This window comes from Neisseria subflava (genome assembly GCF_024205745.1).
Taxonomy (GTDB): domain Bacteria; phylum Pseudomonadota; class Gammaproteobacteria; order Burkholderiales; family Neisseriaceae; genus Neisseria; species Neisseria flavescens_B.
In genome coordinates this window covers 1,891,817-1,913,333 of the sequence record NZ_CP073117.1, presented here as the reverse complement: position 1 = coordinate 1,913,333, position 21,517 = coordinate 1,891,817, and the positions used below count along the sequence as shown (strand labels likewise).

The window sequence follows — 21,517 nt, the reverse complement described above, 5'->3', positions numbered from 1 at the left end:
TCATACCATGAAAGCGCAACTGAATCGCAAAATAAGACAACAGCAAAGGCCGTCTGAATATCTTACAGACGGCCTTTGCTTTAACGACATCATATCTATCTTAATAACGAATGAAATACGATTATTAATACCCTACCTCAAAAGGATAAGACACATGTATTACAACAATTTGCTATAATACAAAACTCATTTTAACCCTTATCCAAAATTCCATTTTCAGACGGCCTTTGTCTGTTTATAAGGCCGTCTGAAATATTTTCCGTCCATCCTCTTCTGCCGAACCATGATTCCATCTGATTTCATTGACGAGCTTTTGTCCAAAGTCGATATTGTCGATATTATCGACGAGCAGGTTCCGCTGAAGAAAGGCGGGGCAAACTATATGGCCTGCTGTCCGTTCCACAAGGAAAAGACGCCGTCGTTTTCGGTCAGCCCGACCAAGCAGTTTTACCATTGCTTCAGTTGCGGGGCTCATGGTTCGGCGATTGGTTTTGTGATGGAACATCAGGGGCTGTCGTTTCCGGAGGCGGTGCAGTTTTTGGCTGATCGCGTCGGTATGACGGTGCCTAAAGTTCGCGGGCAGGAAGACAATCCCGAAATCCGTGCCGAACGTAAAAAAAAGCAACAAACTTTGGAAGAAACAACAGCGGCGGCAGCGGATTTTTATGCGCAACAGTTGAAATTCAATCCAGCGGCGAAGGCTTATTTAGACAAGCGCGGCTTGAGTGCGGAAGTCATCGCGCATTATGGCTTAGGCTATGCGCCTGACGGTTGGCAACCTTTGGCGCAAGTATTCCAACCCTATCCGAATACTGCGTTGGTGGATACAGGCATGGTCATTGACAACGAAGGCAAACATTACGACCGCTTTCGCCATCGGATTATGTTCCCTATCCGTAATCCGCGTGGGCAGGTCATCGGCTTTGGCGGCCGCGTATTGGACGACTCCAAACCCAAATACCTGAACTCTCCTGATACGCCTTTGTTCGACAAAGGGAAAAACCTTTACGGACTATATGAAGGGCGTGCCGCCGTAAAAGAGGCCGGACGGATTTTGGTGGTCGAAGGCTACATGGACGTGGTTGCATTGGCGCAGTTCGGTGTCGGCTACGGCGTAGCGGCTTTGGGTACGGCAACCACGGCAGAACACGTCAAAATCCTGATGCGTCAGGCAGACAGTATTTATTTTTGTTTCGATGGCGACAGCGCAGGACGTAAAGCGGCTTGGCGCGCGCTGGAAAATGCGTTGCCACAATTAAAAGACGATAAATCGCTGCATTTTCTATTCCTACCTGAAGAACACGACCCAGACAGCTACATCCGCGCCTATGGCAAGACCCAATTTGAAGATGCCCTGTTAAACCAAAGCAAGCCTCTATCCGAATACTTTTGGGAACATCTTTCAGACGGCCTCAACCTCAATACGCAAGAAGGCAAAGCAGAATTGGTCAAAACCAGTTCTCCGCTTTTGGCTCAGATTACTGCGCCGGCCTTAGGCTATCTTCTGAAACAAAAACTCAGCGAACTGGTGGGCATTGACCCGGACAACCTCGCCCAGTTACTCGGACAAGAAGCGCCAAAGCGGCACGTCAAACAAAAAAGTTACAAACTGCCGCCTATTTCTGTCAAACAGCCAACCATGCTGACACTGGTTCAAAGACAGATACGCAGCCTCTTGATAAATCCGGCTTGGGCTTCATATATAGACCTGCCCGATTATCTGGCTTTAAGTGGCGACTTTGCCTGCCTTGCCAATTTGGCCGAAACCATCAAGCATCACGATACGACTCCTGCAACTGCACAAGTGCTTGAATATATGCGCGGTTCGCCCTATGAGGAAACCGTCAATCAAATCTTTTTATCGACCCTTCACTCTGAAGAAATGGAAGGGGATAACGAAGAAGATTGCGAAAGTTTCCAAATCGGCATGAAAAAGTTGTTAAATGAATTAAAATACAGTCAAATCGAAACTTTAAAGCAAAAAAGTATTCAAACTGGTTTGACCGAAAATGAAAAAAGACTATTGCTGTCACTTTTGACGGCAAAGCAAAACTAACCCCTCAGGCCGTCTGAACAATCTAAACACACGCTGCGAAACATGACACGCAGAACACTCCATCTGTAATATTTTCAGACGGCCTCAGAGTATTAAAGTGAAATCTGATTTCACAACAAAAAGCTCTGCTCCGCCTTCAGGTACGGCCACATCACCGTAAACCGTCGGCATCCTATCAACCTAGAGAGCAATCCATGTCTAAAAATCAAAACTACGAAGAATACCAAGACCAAGACGACAACCGTCCATTGAGTATCGAAGAGCAGCGCGCGCGTCTGCGCCAACTCATTATCATGGGTAAAGAACGCGGCTACATCACTTATTCCGAAATTAACGACGCCCTGCCCGACGATATGTCCGATGCCGAGCAAATCGACAACATCGTCAGCATGATTTCCGGCTTGGGTATCCAAGTAACCGAGCAAGCCCCCGATGCTGAAGACATCCTCTTGAGCGACAACGCCGCTGCCATAACCGACGACGATGCCGTTGAAGAAGCCGAAGCAGCACTCTCCAGCGCAGATTCAGAATTCGGCCGCACTACCGATCCTGTGCGTATGTATATGCGTGAAATGGGTCAAGTCGATTTGTTGACGCGCGAAGACGAAATCATCATCGCCAAAAAAATCGAAAATGCACTGAAAAACATGGTGCAGGCAATCTCCGCCTGCCCAGGATCGATTGCCGAAATTCTGGCTTTGATCGAACAAGTCCGTAACGACGAGATCCGTGTGGATGAAGTCGTTGAAGCCATCATCGACCCTAATGAAGTCTTATTGAACGAATTGGGCTTGGGTCATTTGGAAAATGCCAAACCAGATGACGAAGAAGGCGAAGCCGATAGTGACGAAGAAGATGGCGACGAGGAAGATGAAGACGATTCAGGTAGCGACTCCGATGCCATGTCCGCCGCCCACTTGGCCGAACTGAAGCAAAAAGTTTTGGAACACTTCGCCTTTATCGAGAGCGAATACGGCAAAATGATCAAACAGTTGGAAAAACACGGCAGCCAACATGCCAACTACCTGAAACACCGCGATGCTATTGCCAACAAACTGTTGGAAGTCCGTTTTGCCACACGTCAAATCGAAAACCTGAGCAGCAGCCTGCGCAGCCGCGTTGAAAACATTCGCAAACTCGAGCGTGAAATCCGCGACATCTGTATCGACCGCGTCCGCATGGAACGCGACTACTTCATCAAAAACTTCCTGCCCTCCATTACTGATTTGAAATGGGTAGAAGAAGAAGTAGCCAAAGGCCGTGTATGGGCAAACGCGTTGGATCGTTTCCGCCACGCCATCCTCGAAAAACAAACCGAGCTGGCAAATATGGAAGCCGAAACCCGCATTTCCATCGAAGAGTTGAAAGAAATCAACAAAAACATGGTGTTGAGTGAGAAAGAAACCTCAGCCGCCAAACAGGAAATGATTCAGGCCAACTTGCGTTTGGTTATTTCCATTGCTAAAAAATACACCAACCGCGGCTTACAGTTCCTTGATTTGATTCAAGAAGGCAATATCGGTCTGATGAAAGCGGTGGACAAATTCGAATACCGCCGCGGCTACAAGTTCTCAACTTACGCCACATGGTGGATCCGTCAAGCGATTACCCGTTCCATCGCCGACCAAGCGCGTACCATCCGTATTCCAGTTCACATGATTGAAACCATCAACAAAATGAACCGTATCTCGCGCCAATACCTGCAAGAAACCGGTGAAGAGCCTGATTCCGCCAAACTGGCCGAGCTGATGGAAATGCCGGAAGACAAAATCCGCAAAATCATGAAAATCGCCAAAGAACCGATTTCGATGGAAACCCCGATTGGCGATGACGACGATTCGCACTTGGGCGACTTCATCGAGGATGCCAACAACGTTGCGCCGGCAGAAGCTGCGATGTACACCAGCCTGCACGAAGTAACCAAAGAAATCCTCGAAAGCCTGACGCCGCGCGAAGCCAAAGTTTTGCGTATGCGTTTCGGTATTGACATGAATACCGACCACACTTTGGAAGAAGTCGGCAAACAATTTGACGTAACCCGTGAACGTATCCGTCAAATCGAAGCCAAAGCCCTGCGCAAGCTGCGCCACCCGACCCGCAGCGACCGCCTCCGCAGCTTCCTCGACAGCGAAGAAAACAAATCGTAAAAGTAAACCGCAGGTTAAAAGCCTGCGGTTTTTATTGAAATACAAAAAGGCCGTCTGAAAAACCAAATCTCAAAAGATTTAATGGTTTCAGACGGCCTTAAATTTATTTTGATAATTTATTCAGTCTCAGTGGTTTTCTTTTTCGGACGGCGGCGACGACGTTTGGGTTTGCCATCAATTGATCCATTTTGTTTCTGACGCTTGTGATCATTGGCCGCAGTCATTTGCTGACGGGTTTCCTCATCGGCATGTTGGAAAGTTGTCCACCAAGAAGCCATCTCTTTATCAACCTCGCCAACCTCGCTACGCAAAATCAGGAAATCATAAGCGGCTCGGAAACGTGCTTGTGATAGCAGGCGATACGGGCGTGCGCCGCGCATATTGTCGAATTGCGGCTGAAATTGCCAAATTTCACGCATGGTTGCAGAAAATCGTTGCGGCACGCCCCAACCTTTCTCCACTGTATCCCGCATGGTGTTCATCGCATCCATCAATGCAGGGACTGATTTTTGTCCATTACTCAGATTTCGTTGCCACATAGCATTTAGTGTCGGCCACAATACCGCCGCCAATACGAAACCGACGGAAACGGACTTATCCGCACGGATACGCTCATCGGTATTTTTCAAGGCCAACATAATCATACGGTTTTCAGCCGCTTCGGCAGTTTTCAAGGCATCTAAAAGTGGATGGATGCCTTCGGGAATACCCAACTCATTTAGCCGTTTCAAACAGGCACGGGAATAACCGGAAAACAGGATTTTCAGAATTTCATCAAAAAGACGGGCCACCGGCTCATTTTTCAGACGTCCTGCATATTCGGCAATCGGCAAAGTAGTTTTCTCTTCCACTTCAAAACCCAATTTTCCCGACAAACGGACCGCTCGAAGAATACGGACAGGATCTTCCTGATAGCGTTCGGCAGGATCGCCTATCATCACCAATTTTTTATCGGCAACATCAGCCACGCCCTGATGGAAGTCCCAAATTTCCTCTTTAATCGGGTCGTAATACAGCGCATTGCAAGTAAAGTCCCGGCGCATGGCATCTTCTTCAATACTGCCGTAAGTATTGTCCTTCATAATGCGGCCTTGCGCATTTTGCTGAACCTTATCGCCACCGCGGAACGTCGTCACTTCAATGGTTTCAGGTCCGATCATCACATGAACGATTTGGAAGCGGCGGCCGATAATGCGGCTGCGGCGGAATACTTTGCGGATTTGCTCCGGCGTGGCATCGGTTGCAATATCAAAGTCTTTGGGCTCGACCCCGAGCAACAAATCCCGAACGGCACCACCCACAACATAAGCCTGAAAACCGGCTTCATGCAGGCGTTTGGCAATTTTCTCCGCGGCAAAGCTCAACATATCCGCGTGTATACCATGTTGCTCAAGCGGGATAATTTCCTTTTCGGGCAAAGATTTGACGTGTTTTTTAGGCAACACTTTATGCAGCCATTTTTTTAACATAAGCAGCTCTTTTCACAATAAAAAAGGCCGTCTGAAACTTGTCTGGCTTAAGCCTTTGCACAATATTCTGCCGCAGAAGGGGCAAAACATTGAGCAAAGGCTTCAGACGGCCTAAAAAAGACGTGCCATTATACCTTATGGAAGTTCGATTAATTAGCGTATTGGCAAAAAATATCGGCTATAATGACGGTCTGACAACGATTCAGGCAGAACATCATGTACCACTACAAATCCGAAGCTACCCAATTTCTCGACAAACTCATGGAAGACAATCCCGAAATGGAAGCGCAACGCCTCGAAAACCGCCATTTGCTGTGGGATGTTACCCTCAATCCGACAGAGCAGGCCGAATTTGAAGCGGCCAAAGTCAACAAAAAACCTTACACCTACTATCAAGACTAATCCCGCATCGGCATGACGACCAACACGCACAATACCGATCCGGCATTACAACATTACCTCAACAGCATCGGTCAATCCGAACATCCCGTTTTGACCGCATTGCGCGAGCGTACCCAATCACATCGTCTGGGAAAGATGGCTATCGCCCAAGAGCAGGCAGCCATGTTGGTGTGGCTGGCCAAATTATTAAATGCTAAAAAATATTTGGAAGTTGGCGTCTTTACCGGTTACAGCAGCACCGCCATGGCGCTTGCCCTCCCCGAAGACGGCAAAATCACGGCTTGCGACATCAATGTAACCTTTACCGATATTGCCCGCGAAACATGGCAGGCAGCAGGCGTAGCGCATAAAATCTCGCTTCATCTGCAACCGGCTTTGCTGACTTTGGACGATTTGATTGCGAAAGGAGAATCAGAAAGCTACGACTTGGCACTTATCGATGCCGACAAACCGCCTACGCCGCAATATTTTGAACGCTGTTTGCAACTGGTACGGAGCGGCGGCGTAATTGCCATCGACAATATCTTGTTAGGAGGACGTGTTATGAATGAAGCTGCAGAAAATGATCCGCCCAGCTTGAACATCCTGCGCCATTTCAACCAAAATCTGCCGCACGATACACGCATTATTCCCATTACCCTGCCTGTCGGCGACGGTTTGACATTGCTACTAAAAAAATAAAACGACACAATCCGATGAAAACATTATCACATTCCCTGTTTCTTTTGCCGCTTACTCTATTAGCCGCATCGTGCGCCGTTTCCCATCCTCCTCAACCTGCCGACAATCCCAACTTTGTCCTGCCGGATATTCCGCGTGAGCCTTTGCATGAAAAAAGTATTCCCTATCCGCGTTTGGACGCACAAACCCAGATTGACCACTTAGGTATACAAATTGCCCGACTGGAACGCACGGTTGAAAAATTAAATCAACGCTTGCACACATTGGAACAACAACGAAATATCAAGCGTCCGACTACTTCGGCTTCCAACCCCAAAGCCCAGCGATTGGACGACCGCAAGCTGAAAATGAATTATTTGGCCAATGGTGGCAGCGTGCCGTCTGAAACAGACTCAGCTTCGCAAAACGAACTGCGCCTTTATAATCAGGCGCAAAAATACTATCAGCGTAACAACTATTCCGCCGCAGTGGCCATTCTAAAAGAAGCTGACGGCGGCAACGGCAGCGAAATTGCCCGCCGCAATATGTACCTGCTCCTGCAAAGCCAACAACGTCTGGGCAACTGCGAATCTGTTATCGAAATCGGCAACCGCTACGCCAACCGATTCCGCAACAGCCCACAAGCTCCTGATGCCATGTACAGCATCGGCCAGTGCCAATACAAGCTGCAACAAAAAGACATCGCCCGCAGCACATGGCGCAAACTGATACAAAGCTTCCCCAACAGCGAGGCGGCAAAACGCGCTTCCATCAGTCTCAAACAAAGATAAACGTTCAGACGGCCTTGTCATCCCCAAGGCCGTCTGAATATTTTTTACCCTTAATCCATTCAAGCAAAAGGAACTCCTCATGATCCAAGTCGGCATTATTATGGGCAGCAACAGCGATTGGCCGGTGATGCAGCAGGCAGCACAATTTCTCAAAGAATTCGGCGTTGAATACGAAGCGCGTGTCGTCTCTGCACACCGTACGCCTGATTTGATGTTTGAATACGCCGAAACCGCCCGCGAACGCGGCATCAAAGCCATCATCGCGGGCGCAGGCGGCGCAGCGCATTTGCCGGGCATGGTTGCCGCCAAAACCACGGTTCCCGTCTTGGGCGTTCCCGTTCCCAGCAAATATCTGCGTGGCGAGGACTCCCTGCTTTCGATTGTGCAAATGCCTAAAGGTGTTCCTGTTGCCACATTTGCCATTGGCGAAGCCGGTGCGGCCAATGCAGCGCTGTTTGCCATTTCACTTTTGGCCAACGAAAATCCTGAGTTGGCTGAAAAACTGGCGGCCTTCCGTGCCAAACAAGAACAAACTGTTCTAGCCATGGAATTGCCCGAAGCATAAGGAACTAAGGCCGTCTGAAAGTTGTAAATGGAAACTTTGATTTCGTTTTACGATTATTCAGACGGCCTTTTTTTCTTTTATCAAATTAAACTAATACCATGAAAACCCTAGTATTCGTCCTACTCACCACCCTGCTTTGTGCCTGCCAAAGCCCAAGCACTCCAGCTCAATCAACTGCCACCCCATCTCAGCAACAAACCCAAGATACTACCGGCAATCTGATTATCTTCTATGATACGCAAACCGGTTCTGCGCCATTGCTAAAAGCAGTGAAAACCTCCGGTGCAACTTTGGTTTACGAATACAAAAACCTGTACGGCATTGCTATCCGTCCGTCTTCCAAGACTAATATTGAAGATGCCATTGCCTATTTCAAAAAAGTAAACGGCGTATTGTCTGTCGAACAAGACCGGTTGCTTAAACTTCAATAAACAAACTATTTTTTAACCAAATAAAAAGGGCCGTCTGAAACGTATCACTACGATTCCAGACGGCCTTTATCTCTTCAATAAATTAAATCATGCCACTGCCTTGTGCTTTTGGCTTGGCTTGACCGAATTCCAATTTGCTCAGTGCAGACAGATAAGCCTTGGCAGTCGCCACCAACACGTCGGTATCAGCGCCTTGACCGTTGACCACACGATCGCCACGTTGTAGGCGGACAGAAGTTTCGCCTTGGCTTTCGGTACCTTGCGTCACCGCGTTGACAGAGTAAATTTGCAAGGTCGCGCCACTTTGAGCCACGCTTTCAATGGCTTTAAAGATCGCGTCAACAGGGCCGGAGCCGGTAGCGGTAGCGTGTTTTTCTTCGCCGCGAATACTGAACACGATATTGGCACGAGGCTCTTCGCCGGTTTCGGTGCTGATTTTTTGAGAGATGAATTTGTAGCTTTCAGCATTCAGGCTGCCCATTTCATCAGACACTAATGCGTGCAAGTCTTCATCAAAGATTTCGCGTTTCTTATCCGCCAGCTCTTTAAAGCGTGCAAATGCCGCATTCAATGCCTCTTCGCTTTCCAACTCGATGCCCAAATCTGCCAGCTTGGTTTTGAAAGCATTACGGCCGGACAATTTGCCCAAAGTCAGGCGGTTGGTTGACCAGCCGACTGATTCGGCAGTCATGATTTCATAGGTTTCAGGGTGTTTCAACACGCCGTCTTGGTGGATGCCTGATTCGTGCGCAAAGGCGTTTGCGCCGACTACTGCTTTGTTTGGCTGAATCGGATAGCCGGTGATAGTAGACACCAGTTTGGAAACCGGCACGATTTGCGTGGTATCGATGCCGGTTTCCAAGCCAAACAAATCATGACGCACTTTCAACGCCATCACGATTTCTTCAAGGCTGGCATTGCCTGCGCGTTCTCCCAAACCGTTGATGGTACATTCCACCTGACGCACACCTGCCTGAACAGCAGCTAATGAGTTAGCAACCGCCATACCCAAGTCATTATGGCAGTGGGTCGACCAAACTACTTTGTCGCCATTGGGAACGCTTTTGATGATGTTGCTGATACGCTCGTACCACACGGAAGGGATGGAGTAGCCGACGGTATCGGGAATATTGATGGTGGTCGCGCCCGCTTCGATAACCGCCGTAAAGATTTTGGCGAGGAAGTCCAAATCCGAACGCACGGCGTCTTCGGCGGAAAATTCCACATCGTCGGTGTATTCTTTGGCGATTTTTACCGCTTTGACCGCCGCATCGATGACCTGCTGCGGCTTCATTTTTAGTTTGTGCTCCATGTGGATGGGGCTGGTGGCGATGAAGGTATGGATGCGTTTTTTCGGAGCGGGAGAAACGGCTTCGCCCGCTTTGCGCACATCGTTTTCAACGGCACGCGCCAACGAACAGACCGTGGATTTGGTGATGATTTTGGCAATCGCATTGACCGACTCGAAATCGCCCGGACTGGCTGCTGCAAAACCTGCCTCAATCACATCGACACCCATCTTTTCCAACTGGCGGGCAATGCGGATTTTCTCCTCTTTGGTCATGGATGCACCAGGCGACTGCTCGCCGTCGCGCATGGTAGTGTCAAAAATAATTACACGATTGGTTTGTGTCATTTCTGTTCTCTCCAGAGATTCGTTTTTTTGTAAAAAAGCATTCAAATCAAGCGGTCTGCCTTGCGCTTCCGCCAAAGCGGTCAGTTTTTGCAACTGAGCCAAAGGCAGGGAACCGCGTGTACGCCATTTGTAGATAGCCGCTGTGGTTGCAGCATTTTCCGGGTCGTGCTGTTTCAGGGCTTCGGCCAGCGCGTTTACGCCGCCAAAATAGGCAACCAAACGGTCAATGTCTAATTGCATGATATTCCTTGTCCAAATCTGATTAAGATTATTGTGTTCTGGTTGTGCATTATACTCATTTTAGACAAAACGACAATCTATTTTTATCAAAATATTGGTATAAATTTTAAAACCTGAGAAATTTTTATACATTTTGTCTAATTTAGACTATTAAAAGCTCCTCTCAAACCGAACCCATCCTAAATATAGTAAACTAATCCCCTATTTCCCCGATTTGAAACACATTATGCCCCACACCATCCCTACCAACCGTTCCGACATCGAATGGCGCACCGAAAGCACACAAAAACCGCCTAAACAGGCGGTTTACATACAAGAAGCAGGTGCAGCAGAAATCTTAAAAAATGCCCACGCGCAAACTGCAACCGTTTGGACTGGCGATTTTCACAATGCCAAGCAAGTCTTATCTGCAATGAAAAAACGTATCCGCAGGCCGTCTGAAAAAAAGAAAGACGCACCTGCCAATATTCAGACGGCCTTTCACGCCCACCGTATGAAACAGGCGCAGCAAAGCCGTTTGCTCAATATGCTTGCCGTTGAAATCCAACCGAATTTTCAACTGGACAATGCGCGTGCACCCGATATCTACGCCGCCCTTCGCGATGTTTACGACACACCTAACGACAAGCCATTTCTTTTGCCGCTAAATCAACTGCTAGGCTTTATAGGTGCACACGAATGGCACAAAAAAGGTATAGACATTCCGCAGCTAGATGGAAAAATCCATGTTCCTTTCGGCGTATTCTCTCCACTGCGTGGCGAATATTTGGATTTAATCGCCCAAGCGCCACTCGCTCCCAATATTCAGACGGCCTTTGACATCGGCACCGGCTCAGGTGTTATTGCCGCAATTTTGGCCAAGCGAGGCATACCCGACATCATTGCCACAGACACCAACCCAAAAGCAATAGCCTGCGCCACAGCAAACCTCGAACGCCTAGGCTTGGATAAAGCTGTCAGTATTCAATCGATTGATTTATTTCCCGAAACTTGCGCCGACCTTATCGTCTGCAATCCGCCTTGGCTGCCGGCAAAACCGACCTCCGCTATTGAGACTGCCCTTTACGATCCCAATCATGCCATGCTGACCGCGTTCCTCAACGGCGTACGCCAGCACTTAAATCCAAACGGCGAAGCCTGGTTGATTATTTCCGACTTGGCAGAACACTTACATTTGCGCGACAAAGACTTTCTAAACCAATACTTTCAGACGGCCTCACTCAATGTAGTCGATATTTTGAAAACCAAACCGCAACACAAAAAAGCAATAGATGAATCCGATCCTTTGGCGTTTGCCAGAAACAAGGAAACCACTTATCTATACCGTTTGAAAGCGATATAAAATCAAGGCCGTCTGAACATTCAGACGGCCTTTAAGCATTTCCACAAAAGAAAACGGCATATCCGTAAAGATATGCCGTCAATGGGAGCAGGGACTGCTATATTTGGCAGTGGTTTGTGTTTTAGTCCTCTTGCGCCGCTGTTTGCAGGTAGTTTGGCAAACCAACTTTGCCAATCAATTCCTGCTGAGTTTCAAGCCAGTCGATATGTTCTTCGTTGATGTCTTTTTGTTTTTCCAACAAATCACGGCTGACGTAGTCTTGTTGCTCTTCTGCAAGAGCGATGGCTGCAACCAGAGCATCATGTTTTTCATACTCTTTTTTCAGATCGCAGGCAATGATCTCTTCGGTAGATTCACCGATCAGCAGTTTACCCAATTCTTGCAGATTAGGCAGGCCTTCCAAGAATAAAATACGCTCGATCAAATCGTCTGCGGATTTCATTTCACGGATGGACTGTTTGAAGAAATGTTCGCCCAATTCTTCAAAGCCCCAGTTTTTCAAAATGCGGGCATGCAGGAAGTATTGGTTAATGGTAATCAGCAACAAACCTAAGTTTTTGTTCAGCTCGCGAATAACTAAGCGATCGCCTTTCATATTCAGCTCCTTATATGTTATACGCTAGATTACAGTTGGCTTTGGTAGTAGTTGCCTTCGCCGACCAATTCGATCAGACGCAGTTGTTGTTCCAACCAGTGAGCGTGATCTTCTTCAGTGTCTTTCAGTTGGGCAACCATCAAATCGCGGGTAACATAGTCTTGAGCTTCTTCGCACAATTTGATGCCTTTTTTCAACGCATCGCGTACTTCGTATTCAGTGTTCAAGTCTGCTTTCAGACAAGAGATTACGTCAGTACCGATGTTCAGTTCGGCACGAGTCATTTTAGGCGTACCGCCCAACATCAGGATACGACGGATGAAGTCTTCGGCGTGAGTGGTTTCTTCTTCCATCTCGTGGTTCAGACGTTCGAACAGTTTGGTGTAGCCCCATTCGGAGTACAGGCGAGAGTGGATAAAATATTGGTCGCGAGCAGCCAACTCGCCAGACAATAATTCGTTCATGTAATCAATAACTGCTTGGTTGCCTTGCATAATTCTTTCTCTTTCTTTTAAAAGTTGATGATCACGAAATGAAGATTCGTGTGTTGTTATGGAATGAGGTAATTGTATGCATAAGTAGCACTTTTGACAAATTTTCTATTTAAAATACAAACAATTATCAAAAAATTTAACCCGTCTAAAAGGCCGTCTGAAAAACTAATCCCCTGTTTTTAATAACATTTTTTTGACATTAGTATTAAGAATCCATTGCATTATTCAAAAACATTTACATTCGTTAACCATAAATAAAAGCAAATAATCCAACAAAATCAATCAAATTTAATTATGAATTATTCTCAACTGCTTTTGCCTCATTTTTTTGAATCTTCTACTCGGTCAATACTTAGGAATCGTGCTATAATTACCAGTTATCTTTTTTTTAAGCACCTAGCTGAAACACATAAATCATCATGAAACAAATCCGCAATATTGCCATCATCGCCCACGTCGACCATGGCAAAACCACATTAGTTGACCAATTGCTGCGTCAGTCCGGCACATTCCGTTCCAACCAGCAAGTAGAAGAGCGCGTAATGGACAGCAACGATCTTGAAAAAGAGCGCGGCATTACCATTCTTGCTAAAAATACCGCCATCGAATACGAAGGCTACCACATCAACATCGTAGATACCCCGGGACACGCCGATTTTGGTGGCGAAGTGGAACGTGTATTGGGCATGGTTGACTGCGTCGTACTGTTGGTTGACGCACAAGAAGGCCCTATGCCGCAAACCCGTTTCGTGACCAAAAAAGCCTTGGCTTTGGGTCTGAAACCTATCGTTGTTATCAACAAAATCGACAAACCGTCTGCCCGTCCAAGCTGGGTTATCGACCAAACATTCGAATTGTTCGACAACTTGGGCGCAACTGACGAACAATTGGACTTCCCTATCGTCTATGCTTCCGGCCTGTCCGGCTTTGCCAAACTGGATGAAAACGACGAGAGCAGCGATATGCGTCCTCTGTTCGAGACCATTTTGAAACACACGCCTGCACCAAGCGGCAGCGCGGACGAAACGCTGCAACTGCAAATTTCCCAACTGGACTACGACAACTATACCGGCCGCCTCGGTATCGGCCGCATCCTGAACGGCCGCATCAAACCCGGCCAAGTCGTTGCCGTTATGAACCATGAAGAACAAGTTGCCCAGGGCCGTATCAACCAACTATTGGGTTTCCAAGGCTTGGAACGCGTACCTTTGGAAGAAGCTGAAGCCGGCGACATCGTGATTATTTCCGGTATCGAAGACATCGGTATCGGCGTAACCATTACCGACAAAGACAATCCTAAAGGCTTGCCTATGTTGAGCGTAGATGAGCCGACCCTGACCATGGACTTTATGGTTAACACTTCTCCTTTGGCCGGTACTGAAGGCAAATTCGTGACTTCCCGCCAAATCCGCGACCGCCTGCAAAAAGAATTGCTGACCAACGTTGCCCTGCGTGTTGAAGATACCGCCGACGCTGATGTATTCCGCGTTTCCGGCCGCGGCGAATTGCACCTGACCATTTTGTTGGAAAACATGCGCCGCGAAGGCTTTGAATTGGCAGTCGGTAAACCGCGCGTGGTATTCCGTGAAATTAACGGTCAAAAATGCGAGCCTTACGAAAACCTGACTGTGGACGTACCTGATGACAACCAAGGCGCCGTTATGGAAGAGCTTGGCCGTCGCCGTGGCGAATTGACCAATATGGAAAGCGACGGCAATGGCCGTACCCGTCTGGAGTACCACATTCCTGCACGCGGCCTGATCGGTTTCCAAGGCGAGTTCCTGACCTTGACCCGCGGTACCGGCTTGATGAGCCACGTTTTTGACGACTACGCACCGGTTAAACCTGATATGCCCGGCCGTCACAACGGCGTACTGGTTTCTCAAGAGCAAGGTGAAGCCGTTGCTTACGCCCTGTGGAACTTGGAAGACCGCGGCCGTATGTTCGTTTCTCCAAACGACAAAGTCTACGAAGGTATGATTATCGGTATTCACAGTCGCGACAACGACTTGGTGGTAAACCCTCTGAAAGGTAAAAAACTGACCAACGTCCGTGCCAGCGGTACAGATGAAGCCGTGCGCCTGACTACGCCGATCAAATTGACTTTGGAAGGTGCAGTTGAGTTCATCGACGATGACGAACTGGTTGAAATTACGCCACAATCCATCCGCCTGCGTAAACGCTACCTGAGCGAATTGGAACGTCGCCGTCATTTCAAAAAACTGGATTAATTCTGTTTGATTGATACGTTTTAAAACTAAGGCCGTCTGAAAAGTGTTTTAGAAATCCTAGATTTCATTTCTACACTTTCAGACGGCCTTTTATCATCTGTTCAAATAAAGTAAATCGGCATTTCTTCCGCTTGTACTGCAGCTTCATCAGCGCGATCATTCTTACGATATTGCCCCGGCGATATCCCATATTGCTTTTTAAATGCCTTGCCAAAATGCGTTTCCGATTGAAAACCCACCGAGAGCGCAACTGATAAAACCGAATCCGCCGTCTGTTTCAACAATAATGCCCCCTGTTGCAAACGGATACTGTTTACAAAGGCATGCGGGCTTGTTCCCGTCTGCTGCTTAAATACCCGCATCAACTGGGCGCGAGACAAATTGGCAATCGCGGTCATTTTCTCGATATTCCATTCCTCTTCCGGCTTATCCACTACTGCCTGAAGCAAATTCCGCAGGCGTTTGTCCTGCCAACCATTCAGCAAACCGCTTAATTGCGCTTTCCCATTTTTCTCCAGGCTGGCTCTAAGCAGAAATACCAGTAACACCGAAGCCAATGCATTCACAACCGCTACCGAGCCGGACAAAGCCTGACCGCTCTCATATTGCAACAATGCCACCAAATACTGCAAAGAAGGATGGTGGATATTCAGTAAAATCGTATCAGGCAGCCCCGCCATAATATCCGCCTGCGCTTCATATTCAAACCGCGCGCAGAAAAGATGTAAAGCCGCATCGCCTCCTGCATGACTCTGCTTGACTTTAAATGCACCTTTTTCACTCGTCAGCACGTTGACGCCGAGATTTTCACAACTGCTGTCGCTGCTCAAAGTATGCCCTACGCTGCGCGGGAAAAAAATGACATCCCCTGCACTCAACAGCCTAGCCTCTTGCTCCCCATCAATTCGGATATAACCCGAACCGGCAGTGACGATATGCACCAAACCATGCGCACGCTTTGGTTCATGCCGCACATACCATTCCCCCTGAAACAGACATTGAACATCCACGCTGCCTTTTACCTGCGCCAATTCGACCAGCCTATCCAAAATATCCATAGTGTTTTTTACCAATAAATGAGATGTTTTGACGATTTAAATCTTCCAATTATTGCAATAATACACACACCAAACACAAACGGATAGGATTTTTTATCTTATCCACTCACATTAAGAAAGGACATATCATGTTTAAAGACTGGCCTGAACATACCGCCTTGGTAAAAAAATCATTCGGCGAACTGGGTAAAAACCATCCTAAAATGCTGCAAGCCTACGGCGCACTGGATCAAGCAGCCGCTGCCGAAGCATTGGATGCCAAAACACGCGAACTGATCGCCATTGCCGTTGCCATTACCACACGTTGCGAAAGCTGCATCAGCGTGCATGCGGCCGCTGCAGCCAAAGCAGGTGCAACCGAAAGCGAAATCGCCGGCGCATTGGCCACCGCTATCGCCCTGAATGCAGGTGCCGCTTATACATACGCTTTACGCGCTTTGGAAGCAGTAGAAACCCAACGCTAATCGGTTTATAAAATCAGGCCGTCTGAAAGCCGACTCCCCTTTCAGACGGCCTGATGAAATGCTAAACTGATAAAGTTATCATATTGTTTTCTGTCTAATAGGAGATTGAACCATGAAGAAACTGCTGACCGCCGTACTTTTTGCCGCCGCTGTTGCCACTCCTTTGGCTGCTTCCGCTGCCTCTATGCCTAAAGTTGAAAAAAGCGCGGCACAGCCTGCAAAAGCAAAAGGCGTTTGGATTGATGTCCGCTCTGCCGAAGAATTTCAAGAAGGCCATTTGCAAGGTGCACTCAATATTCCACATGACCAAATCGTTGACCGCATCAAATCCGTGAGCCCGGATAAAAACGCACCGGTAAACCTCTACTGCCGCAGCGGTCGCCGTGCAGAAGCCGCGTTGACTGAGCTGAAAAAAGCCGGCTACACCAACGTAACCAACTATGGCGGTTATGAAGACTTGGTGAAAAAAGGTTTGAAATAAATCTAGCTAATTTTAAAAAGGCCGTCTGAAACTTTTCAGACGGCCTTTTTTGCCATTACAGGCAGCAACTTCCAAATCTCAAACGTTTGCTGAGACCGGTTTCATGAATCAATTGTTTGATAACCAAAATATTAGTGTTATCGGCCAACGCACGAATGCTGTGCGCTTCCATCGGCTCAAGACGAATAACTTGCAAGCCTTCGGTTTGCAAAACTTCGTCCACCGTTTTAATTTCGGCTTTGCCGTTTAAAACCAAAAGCAAAATAATCGCATCCGCCTCATAGGCCGGAATTTCATTATCCTTCTGCAGTGAAAGCTGAACAATCTCCTGATTGCCGTCTGAAGCAATCACGCCGCCCAATAAAGCTTTGGGGTCTAACTCATAATGTTTCATTATTATCCTTTCCGCCCAAACGTTGCCGATTCATGGACAATCGCTCAAGCAAACCAGTACAATACCGCCCATCTTACCGATAGACACAATATTGTCACATGAACATATTAATCTCAAACGACGATGGTTATCTTGCGCCCGGTTTGGCTGTTTTGGCAAGAGTGTGCGCAGAATTTGCCAATGTCAGGGTGGTTGCGCCCGAACGCGATCGAAGCGGTGTCAGCAATTCCCTAACTTTAGACCGTCCTTTACAACTGAAACAGGCAGAAAACGGGTTTTACTATGTGAATGGTACCCCGACCGACTGCATTCATGTCGGCCAGCATGCCCTTGCCGACTTCAAACCCGACTTAGTCTTGTCCGGCATTAATAACGGCGCAAACATGGGCGACGATACGCTTTATTCCGGTACGGTTGCCGCAGCGACGGAAGCCTACCTGATGGGCATACCCGCCATTGCTTTCTCGCTTGCCGATTCCAGCGGCCGTTATTGGGAAACCGCGGAAAAAGCCGCTTGGATACTGCTTTCCTACTTTCTCAAACGCCCTATTTCCGAACCCATCTTATGGAACATCAATATCCCAGCCGTCGCACCTGAGGATATCCAAGGCATAAAAATTACACGACTCGGGCGTCGTCATCATGAACAAAGCATTGTTCCCATGTATAATCCACGTGGCGAACAAATTTATTGGATTGGGCCGGTCGGCGATGTTTCCGACAGCGAAGAAGGTACCGACTTTGGCGAATGCGCGTCCGGCTTCATCACGATTACCCCCTACAAGTCGATTTGACTGCCTACGGACAAATGGAACAAACCGCTTCCTTTTGGTCAGAAATCCCTGCACCTTAACAGTCCCTAACAGCCGAACACTTGAGAAACAAGCATATTTTTATTATGATATGCCCCGATGAGAACAATTACCCGAATACGAAAGTCATTAACATGTTGAAAAAAAGTGTATCTTATGCCGGATCGGCAGCTTTGGTTTTATTACTTGCAGCCTGTGCCAGCCAACAACCGGCTCCTGTAGTCGTCGGCACACAAAGCGGTGGTTCAACAACAAGCTCTACCGCTGACAATCCTTACGGTGCAGCGCCTTACAATACCAACACCAGCCCAGCGGCAGATGCTCCATACACTCCGCCGGCAAGTACACCTGCTCCAACGTATAACAGCGGCAGCACCGGCACTTACACGCCTTCTTATGCGCCTGTTGATATTAATGCAGCGACACATACTGTTGTTCGTGGTGATACCGTTTACAACATCTCCAAACGCTACAACATTACCCAAGACAATCTGCGTGCATGGAATAACCTGGCCGACAACACCATCAGCATTGGTCAGACCCTGCGCGTGAAACCTGAAGGCTACGTTGCACCTGCAGCTTCTGCAAGCAAACCTTCTACTCCAACAACGACAACCACTGCTCCGGCTCCAAGCACTCCTGCCAATACACCAACCGTATCTACCGGCAGCAGCCGCAACGTCAGCGGCATCACATGGCAGCGTCCGACTACCGGTAACGTTATTGCCAACTTCGGCGGCAGCAACAAAGGTGTGGATATCGCCGGTACGCAAGGCCAGCCTGTTGTTGCAGCGGCAGACGGTAAAGTCGTTTACGCAGGCTCAGGCTTGCGCGGTTACGGCAACTTGGTCATCATCCAACACAACTCCTCATTCTTGAGCGCATACGGCCACAACCAACGCCTGCTGGTTAATGAAAACCAAACCGTTAAACGAGGTCAAACCATTGCGCACATGGGTAATACCGATGCATCTCGTACCCAGTTGCACTTTGAGATCCGTCAAAACGGCAAACCGGTCAATCCGGCAAATTATGTTGCCTTCTAAGCTGATTCAAGCAACCTAATTTCAATTCAATCCCTGCCTAAATGTCATTTAGGTAGGGATTGTTTGTACCGGTTTCCCATGAAATTTTATCTTCCCCTTCTTTATACCCTGCTATTGGGCGGTTGCGCCGCGTTTTTGCCATCATTGGACGAACGCACCCAAAGCAGTTATCTTGACATACCTGCAACCCCGCGGCTGGACAGCGCATTAGGCATTCCTTCTACGTCCTCCAAGACCGATGTTTCCCATATCTATCTGCTGAACGATGCCCATGAAGCCTTTGTCGCCCGTGCAGCCCTGATTGAATCCGCCGACCATACCCTCGATTTGCAATACTATATCTGGCACAACGACATATCCGGCAAGCTTCTGTTCAACCTGATTCATCGCGCGGCCGAACGCGGCGTCCGTGTGCGTTTGCTTCTGGACGACAACAACACCAACGGCATGGATGATCTCCTGCTGGCACTCGACAATCATCCCAATATCGAAGTCCGCCTGTTTAATCCCTTTATTTTCAGAAAATGGCGTGCACTCGGCTACGTTGCCGACTTTCCGCGACTTAACCGCAGAATGCACAACAAATCTTTTACCGCCGACAACCGTGCCACCATTTTAGGCGGGCGCAATATCGGCGACGAATATTTTAAGGTTAACGACGATACCATCTTTGCCGACCTCGATATCCTCGCCACAGGCCGCGTCGTAACCGAAGTATCCCAAGACTTCGACCGCTACTGGGCAAGCCATTCCGCCTACAACGCGACCAGCATCATCAAACGGGGAAACCTGCAAAAAGGGTTGGCAGAGCTCAATTACACCGACCAAGATAAAAACCAAACGCTCATCCGCTACCGTCAAAACATCGAACACTCCAACCTCTATCAAAAAATGCAGAGCAACCTTATGGAGTGGCAAAGCGTCAGCACACGCCTGATCAGCGATGACCCGGCCAAAGGCTTAGACCGCGACCGGCACAAACCGCCTATTTCCGAACGCCTGCAAGATGCCCTCAAGCAACCCGAAAAAAGCGTTTATCTTGTCACCCTTATTTTGTACCCACAAAATCAGGCGTTAAGGCCATAGAAAAGCTGATTCACAACGGCGTGGACGTTACCGTCCTGACCAACTCCCTCCAAGCGACCGACGTTGCCGCCGTCCATTCCGGCTACGTCAAATACCGCAAGCCCTTGCTTAAAGCCGGGGTCAAACTTTACGAGCTCCAGCCCAACCACGCCGTTCCGACCTCCAAAGACCGCGGCTTAACCGGTAGCTCCGCCACCAGCTTGCATGCCAAAACATTCATCGTGGACGAGAAACGCATTTTCATCGGCTCATTCAACCTCGACCCACGCTCCGCACGCCTCAATACCGAAATGGGTGTCGTCATCGAAAGTCCCGAAATCGCAGGCCAAATGCAGCGCACCCTCGTAACGACTACCCCAAGCTACGCCTATCAGGTAACACTTGGCAATTACAACAAACTATACTGGTATGACCCAAGCGAAAAACGAACTTACGCACACGAACCCGAAGCCAAATTCTGGAAACGGATGACTTCAAAAATCCTGTCCATCCTGCCCATAGAAGGATTATTATAGAGGCCGTCTGAAAACAAAAATCATGCGGCTGGAGGAATTCACCATGTCTCGACTCATCTGCAAAACCCTATTTGTTTGTACCACCAGCCTATTGTTGGCCTCCTGCGGCACTACCGGCAAACACAAATCCCACAAGCCGCAAACAACCGCCAGAACAATCCAACCTGTCCGCATTTCCCATATCGACCACACCCAAGGTTCGCAGGAATTGATGCTTCACAGCCTAGGCCTGATCGGTACGCCCTACAAATGGGGAGGCAGCACCACAGCCACAGGCTTTGACTGCAGCGGCATGATCCAATTCGTCTATAAAAACGCCCTCAACGTCAATCTGCCACGCACCGCACGCGATATGGCCGCAGCCAGCCGAAAAATTCCCGACGGTAAATTAAAAGCCGGCGATCTTGTCTTTTTCAACACCGGCGGCGCACACAAATATTCCCATGTCGGCCTCTACATCGGCAACGGCGAATTTATCCACGCCCCCAGCAGCGGTAAAACCATCAAAACCGAAAAACTTTCCACTCCGTTCTACGCAAAAAACTATTTGGGCGCACATACTTTTTTTACTGAATAAATCAAGGCCGTCTGAAAGGTATCGC

Annotated in this window: 19 protein-coding genes and 2 pseudogenes; 15 read left to right on the top strand and 6 right to left on the bottom strand. The window is 48.3% G+C overall.

Annotation, left to right across the window (positions count from 1 at the left end; genetic code table 11):
- Window positions 1-283 precede the first annotated feature (283 nt).
- Together dnaG and rpoD are read left to right on the top strand one after the other, a co-directional pair.
- A complete protein-coding gene (gene dnaG / locus KCG55_RS09145; RefSeq protein WP_107723327.1) occupies window positions 284-2,056 on the top strand; it encodes a DNA primase in 1,773 nt (590 codons plus the stop codon).
- Between the two features lie 194 nt (window positions 2,057-2,250).
- On the top strand, window positions 2,251-4,203 hold the full coding sequence (gene rpoD, locus KCG55_RS09140; protein WP_254322829.1) for an RNA polymerase sigma factor RpoD: 1,953 nt from the start codon (window positions 2,251-2,253) through the stop codon (window positions 4,201-4,203).
- Between the two features lie 116 nt (window positions 4,204-4,319).
- Here rpoD and KCG55_RS09135 read toward each other — a convergent pair whose 3' ends face one another.
- Window positions 4,320-5,672, bottom strand: a complete 1,353-nt coding sequence (locus KCG55_RS09135; RefSeq protein ID WP_254322828.1) for a polynucleotide adenylyltransferase PcnB — start codon at window positions 5,670-5,672, stop codon at window positions 4,320-4,322.
- A gap of 216 nt (window positions 5,673-5,888) precedes the next feature.
- Between KCG55_RS09135 and KCG55_RS09130 the strand changes: the two genes are divergently transcribed.
- The 5 genes from KCG55_RS09130 (at window position 5,889) to KCG55_RS09110 (ending at window position 8,521) form a co-directional block, all read left to right on the top strand.
- Complete coding sequence (locus KCG55_RS09130; RefSeq protein WP_003680728.1) at window positions 5,889-6,074, top strand: DUF3460 family protein; 186 nt, start codon at window positions 5,889-5,891, stop codon at window positions 6,072-6,074.
- A 12-nt stretch (window positions 6,075-6,086) separates the two neighbouring features.
- A complete protein-coding gene (locus KCG55_RS09125; RefSeq protein ID WP_254322827.1) occupies window positions 6,087-6,755 on the top strand; it encodes a class I SAM-dependent methyltransferase in 669 nt (222 codons plus the stop codon).
- Window positions 6,756-6,769: 14 nt separating this feature from the next.
- Window positions 6,770-7,525 carry a tetratricopeptide repeat protein gene (locus tag KCG55_RS09120; protein WP_254322826.1) on the top strand — a complete coding sequence of 252 codons (756 nt, stop codon included), beginning with the start codon at window positions 6,770-6,772 and terminating at the stop codon, window positions 7,523-7,525.
- A 79-nt stretch (window positions 7,526-7,604) separates the two neighbouring features.
- The gene (gene purE, locus KCG55_RS09115; protein WP_003686478.1) at window positions 7,605-8,090 is read left to right on the top strand and encodes a 5-(carboxyamino)imidazole ribonucleotide mutase; all 486 of its coding nucleotides are present in this window, start codon (window positions 7,605-7,607) and stop codon (window positions 8,088-8,090) included.
- A 98-nt stretch (window positions 8,091-8,188) separates the two neighbouring features.
- Window positions 8,189-8,521, top strand: a complete 333-nt coding sequence (locus tag KCG55_RS09110; protein ID WP_254322825.1) for a hypothetical protein — start codon at window positions 8,189-8,191, stop codon at window positions 8,519-8,521.
- Window positions 8,522-8,603: 82 nt separating this feature from the next.
- Here the strand turns inward: KCG55_RS09110 and KCG55_RS09105 are convergent, their stop codons facing one another.
- Complete coding sequence (locus KCG55_RS09105; protein ID WP_250590039.1) at window positions 8,604-10,397, bottom strand: 2-isopropylmalate synthase; 1,794 nt, start codon at window positions 10,395-10,397, stop codon at window positions 8,604-8,606.
- A 226-nt stretch (window positions 10,398-10,623) separates the two neighbouring features.
- Here KCG55_RS09105 and KCG55_RS09100 point away from each other — a divergent pair, with 226 nt between their 5' ends.
- Window positions 10,624-11,739: a methyltransferase gene (locus tag KCG55_RS09100; RefSeq protein ID WP_254322824.1), complete on the top strand. Its 1,116-nt coding sequence runs from the start codon at window positions 10,624-10,626 to the stop codon at window positions 11,737-11,739.
- 121 nt (window positions 11,740-11,860) lie between these two features.
- Here KCG55_RS09100 and bfr (KCG55_RS09095) read toward each other — a convergent pair whose 3' ends face one another.
- Together bfr (KCG55_RS09095) and bfr (KCG55_RS09090) are read right to left on the bottom strand one after the other, a co-directional pair.
- The gene (gene bfr / locus KCG55_RS09095) at window positions 11,861-12,334 is read right to left on the bottom strand and encodes a bacterioferritin (RefSeq protein WP_003680736.1); all 474 of its coding nucleotides are present in this window, start codon (window positions 12,332-12,334) and stop codon (window positions 11,861-11,863) included.
- Between the two features lie 29 nt (window positions 12,335-12,363).
- Window positions 12,364-12,828, bottom strand: a complete 465-nt coding sequence (gene bfr, locus KCG55_RS09090; RefSeq protein ID WP_003680738.1) for a bacterioferritin — start codon at window positions 12,826-12,828, stop codon at window positions 12,364-12,366.
- A gap of 419 nt (window positions 12,829-13,247) precedes the next feature.
- On the opposite strand from bfr (KCG55_RS09090), the gene typA reads away from it, so the two are divergent.
- The gene (gene typA, locus KCG55_RS09085; RefSeq protein WP_070461822.1) at window positions 13,248-15,059 is read left to right on the top strand and encodes a translational GTPase TypA; all 1,812 of its coding nucleotides are present in this window, start codon (window positions 13,248-13,250) and stop codon (window positions 15,057-15,059) included.
- A 101-nt stretch (window positions 15,060-15,160) separates the two neighbouring features.
- Here the strand turns inward: typA and KCG55_RS09080 are convergent, their stop codons facing one another.
- Entirely contained in the window at window positions 15,161-16,117 is a 957-nt protein-coding gene (locus tag KCG55_RS09080) for a cupin domain-containing protein (RefSeq protein WP_254323659.1), read from the bottom strand.
- A 128-nt stretch (window positions 16,118-16,245) separates the two neighbouring features.
- On the opposite strand from KCG55_RS09080, the gene KCG55_RS09075 reads away from it, so the two are divergent.
- Together KCG55_RS09075 and KCG55_RS09070 are read left to right on the top strand one after the other, a co-directional pair.
- Window positions 16,246-16,581, top strand: coding sequence for a carboxymuconolactone decarboxylase family protein (locus KCG55_RS09075; protein ID WP_003680742.1), 336 nt, complete (start codon window positions 16,246-16,248; stop codon window positions 16,579-16,581).
- Between the two features lie 112 nt (window positions 16,582-16,693).
- Window positions 16,694-17,062, top strand: coding sequence for a rhodanese-like domain-containing protein (locus KCG55_RS09070; protein WP_254322823.1), 369 nt, complete (start codon window positions 16,694-16,696; stop codon window positions 17,060-17,062).
- A gap of 55 nt (window positions 17,063-17,117) precedes the next feature.
- On the opposite strand, the gene KCG55_RS09065 is transcribed toward KCG55_RS09070, so the two are convergent.
- Entirely contained in the window at window positions 17,118-17,456 is a 339-nt protein-coding gene (locus KCG55_RS09065) for a hypothetical protein (RefSeq protein ID WP_049329421.1), read from the bottom strand.
- A 98-nt stretch (window positions 17,457-17,554) separates the two neighbouring features.
- Here KCG55_RS09065 and surE point away from each other — a divergent pair.
- The 4 genes and pseudogenes from surE to KCG55_RS09045 all read left to right on the top strand — a co-directional run bounded on the left by surE (window position 17,555) and on the right by KCG55_RS09045 (window position 21,492).
- Window positions 17,555-18,309 (top strand): annotated as a pseudogene (surE, locus tag KCG55_RS09060) (5'/3'-nucleotidase SurE).
- Between the two features lie 93 nt (window positions 18,310-18,402).
- Complete coding sequence (locus tag KCG55_RS09055) at window positions 18,403-19,314, top strand: peptidoglycan DD-metalloendopeptidase family protein (RefSeq protein WP_063075820.1); 912 nt, start codon at window positions 18,403-18,405, stop codon at window positions 19,312-19,314.
- Between the two features lie 78 nt (window positions 19,315-19,392).
- Window positions 19,393-20,915, top strand: a pseudogene (locus tag KCG55_RS09050) (phospholipase D family protein).
- Window positions 20,916-20,958: 43 nt separating this feature from the next.
- A complete protein-coding gene (locus tag KCG55_RS09045) occupies window positions 20,959-21,492 on the top strand; it encodes a C40 family peptidase (RefSeq protein ID WP_254322822.1) in 534 nt (177 codons plus the stop codon).
- Window positions 21,493-21,517 lie beyond the last annotated feature (25 nt).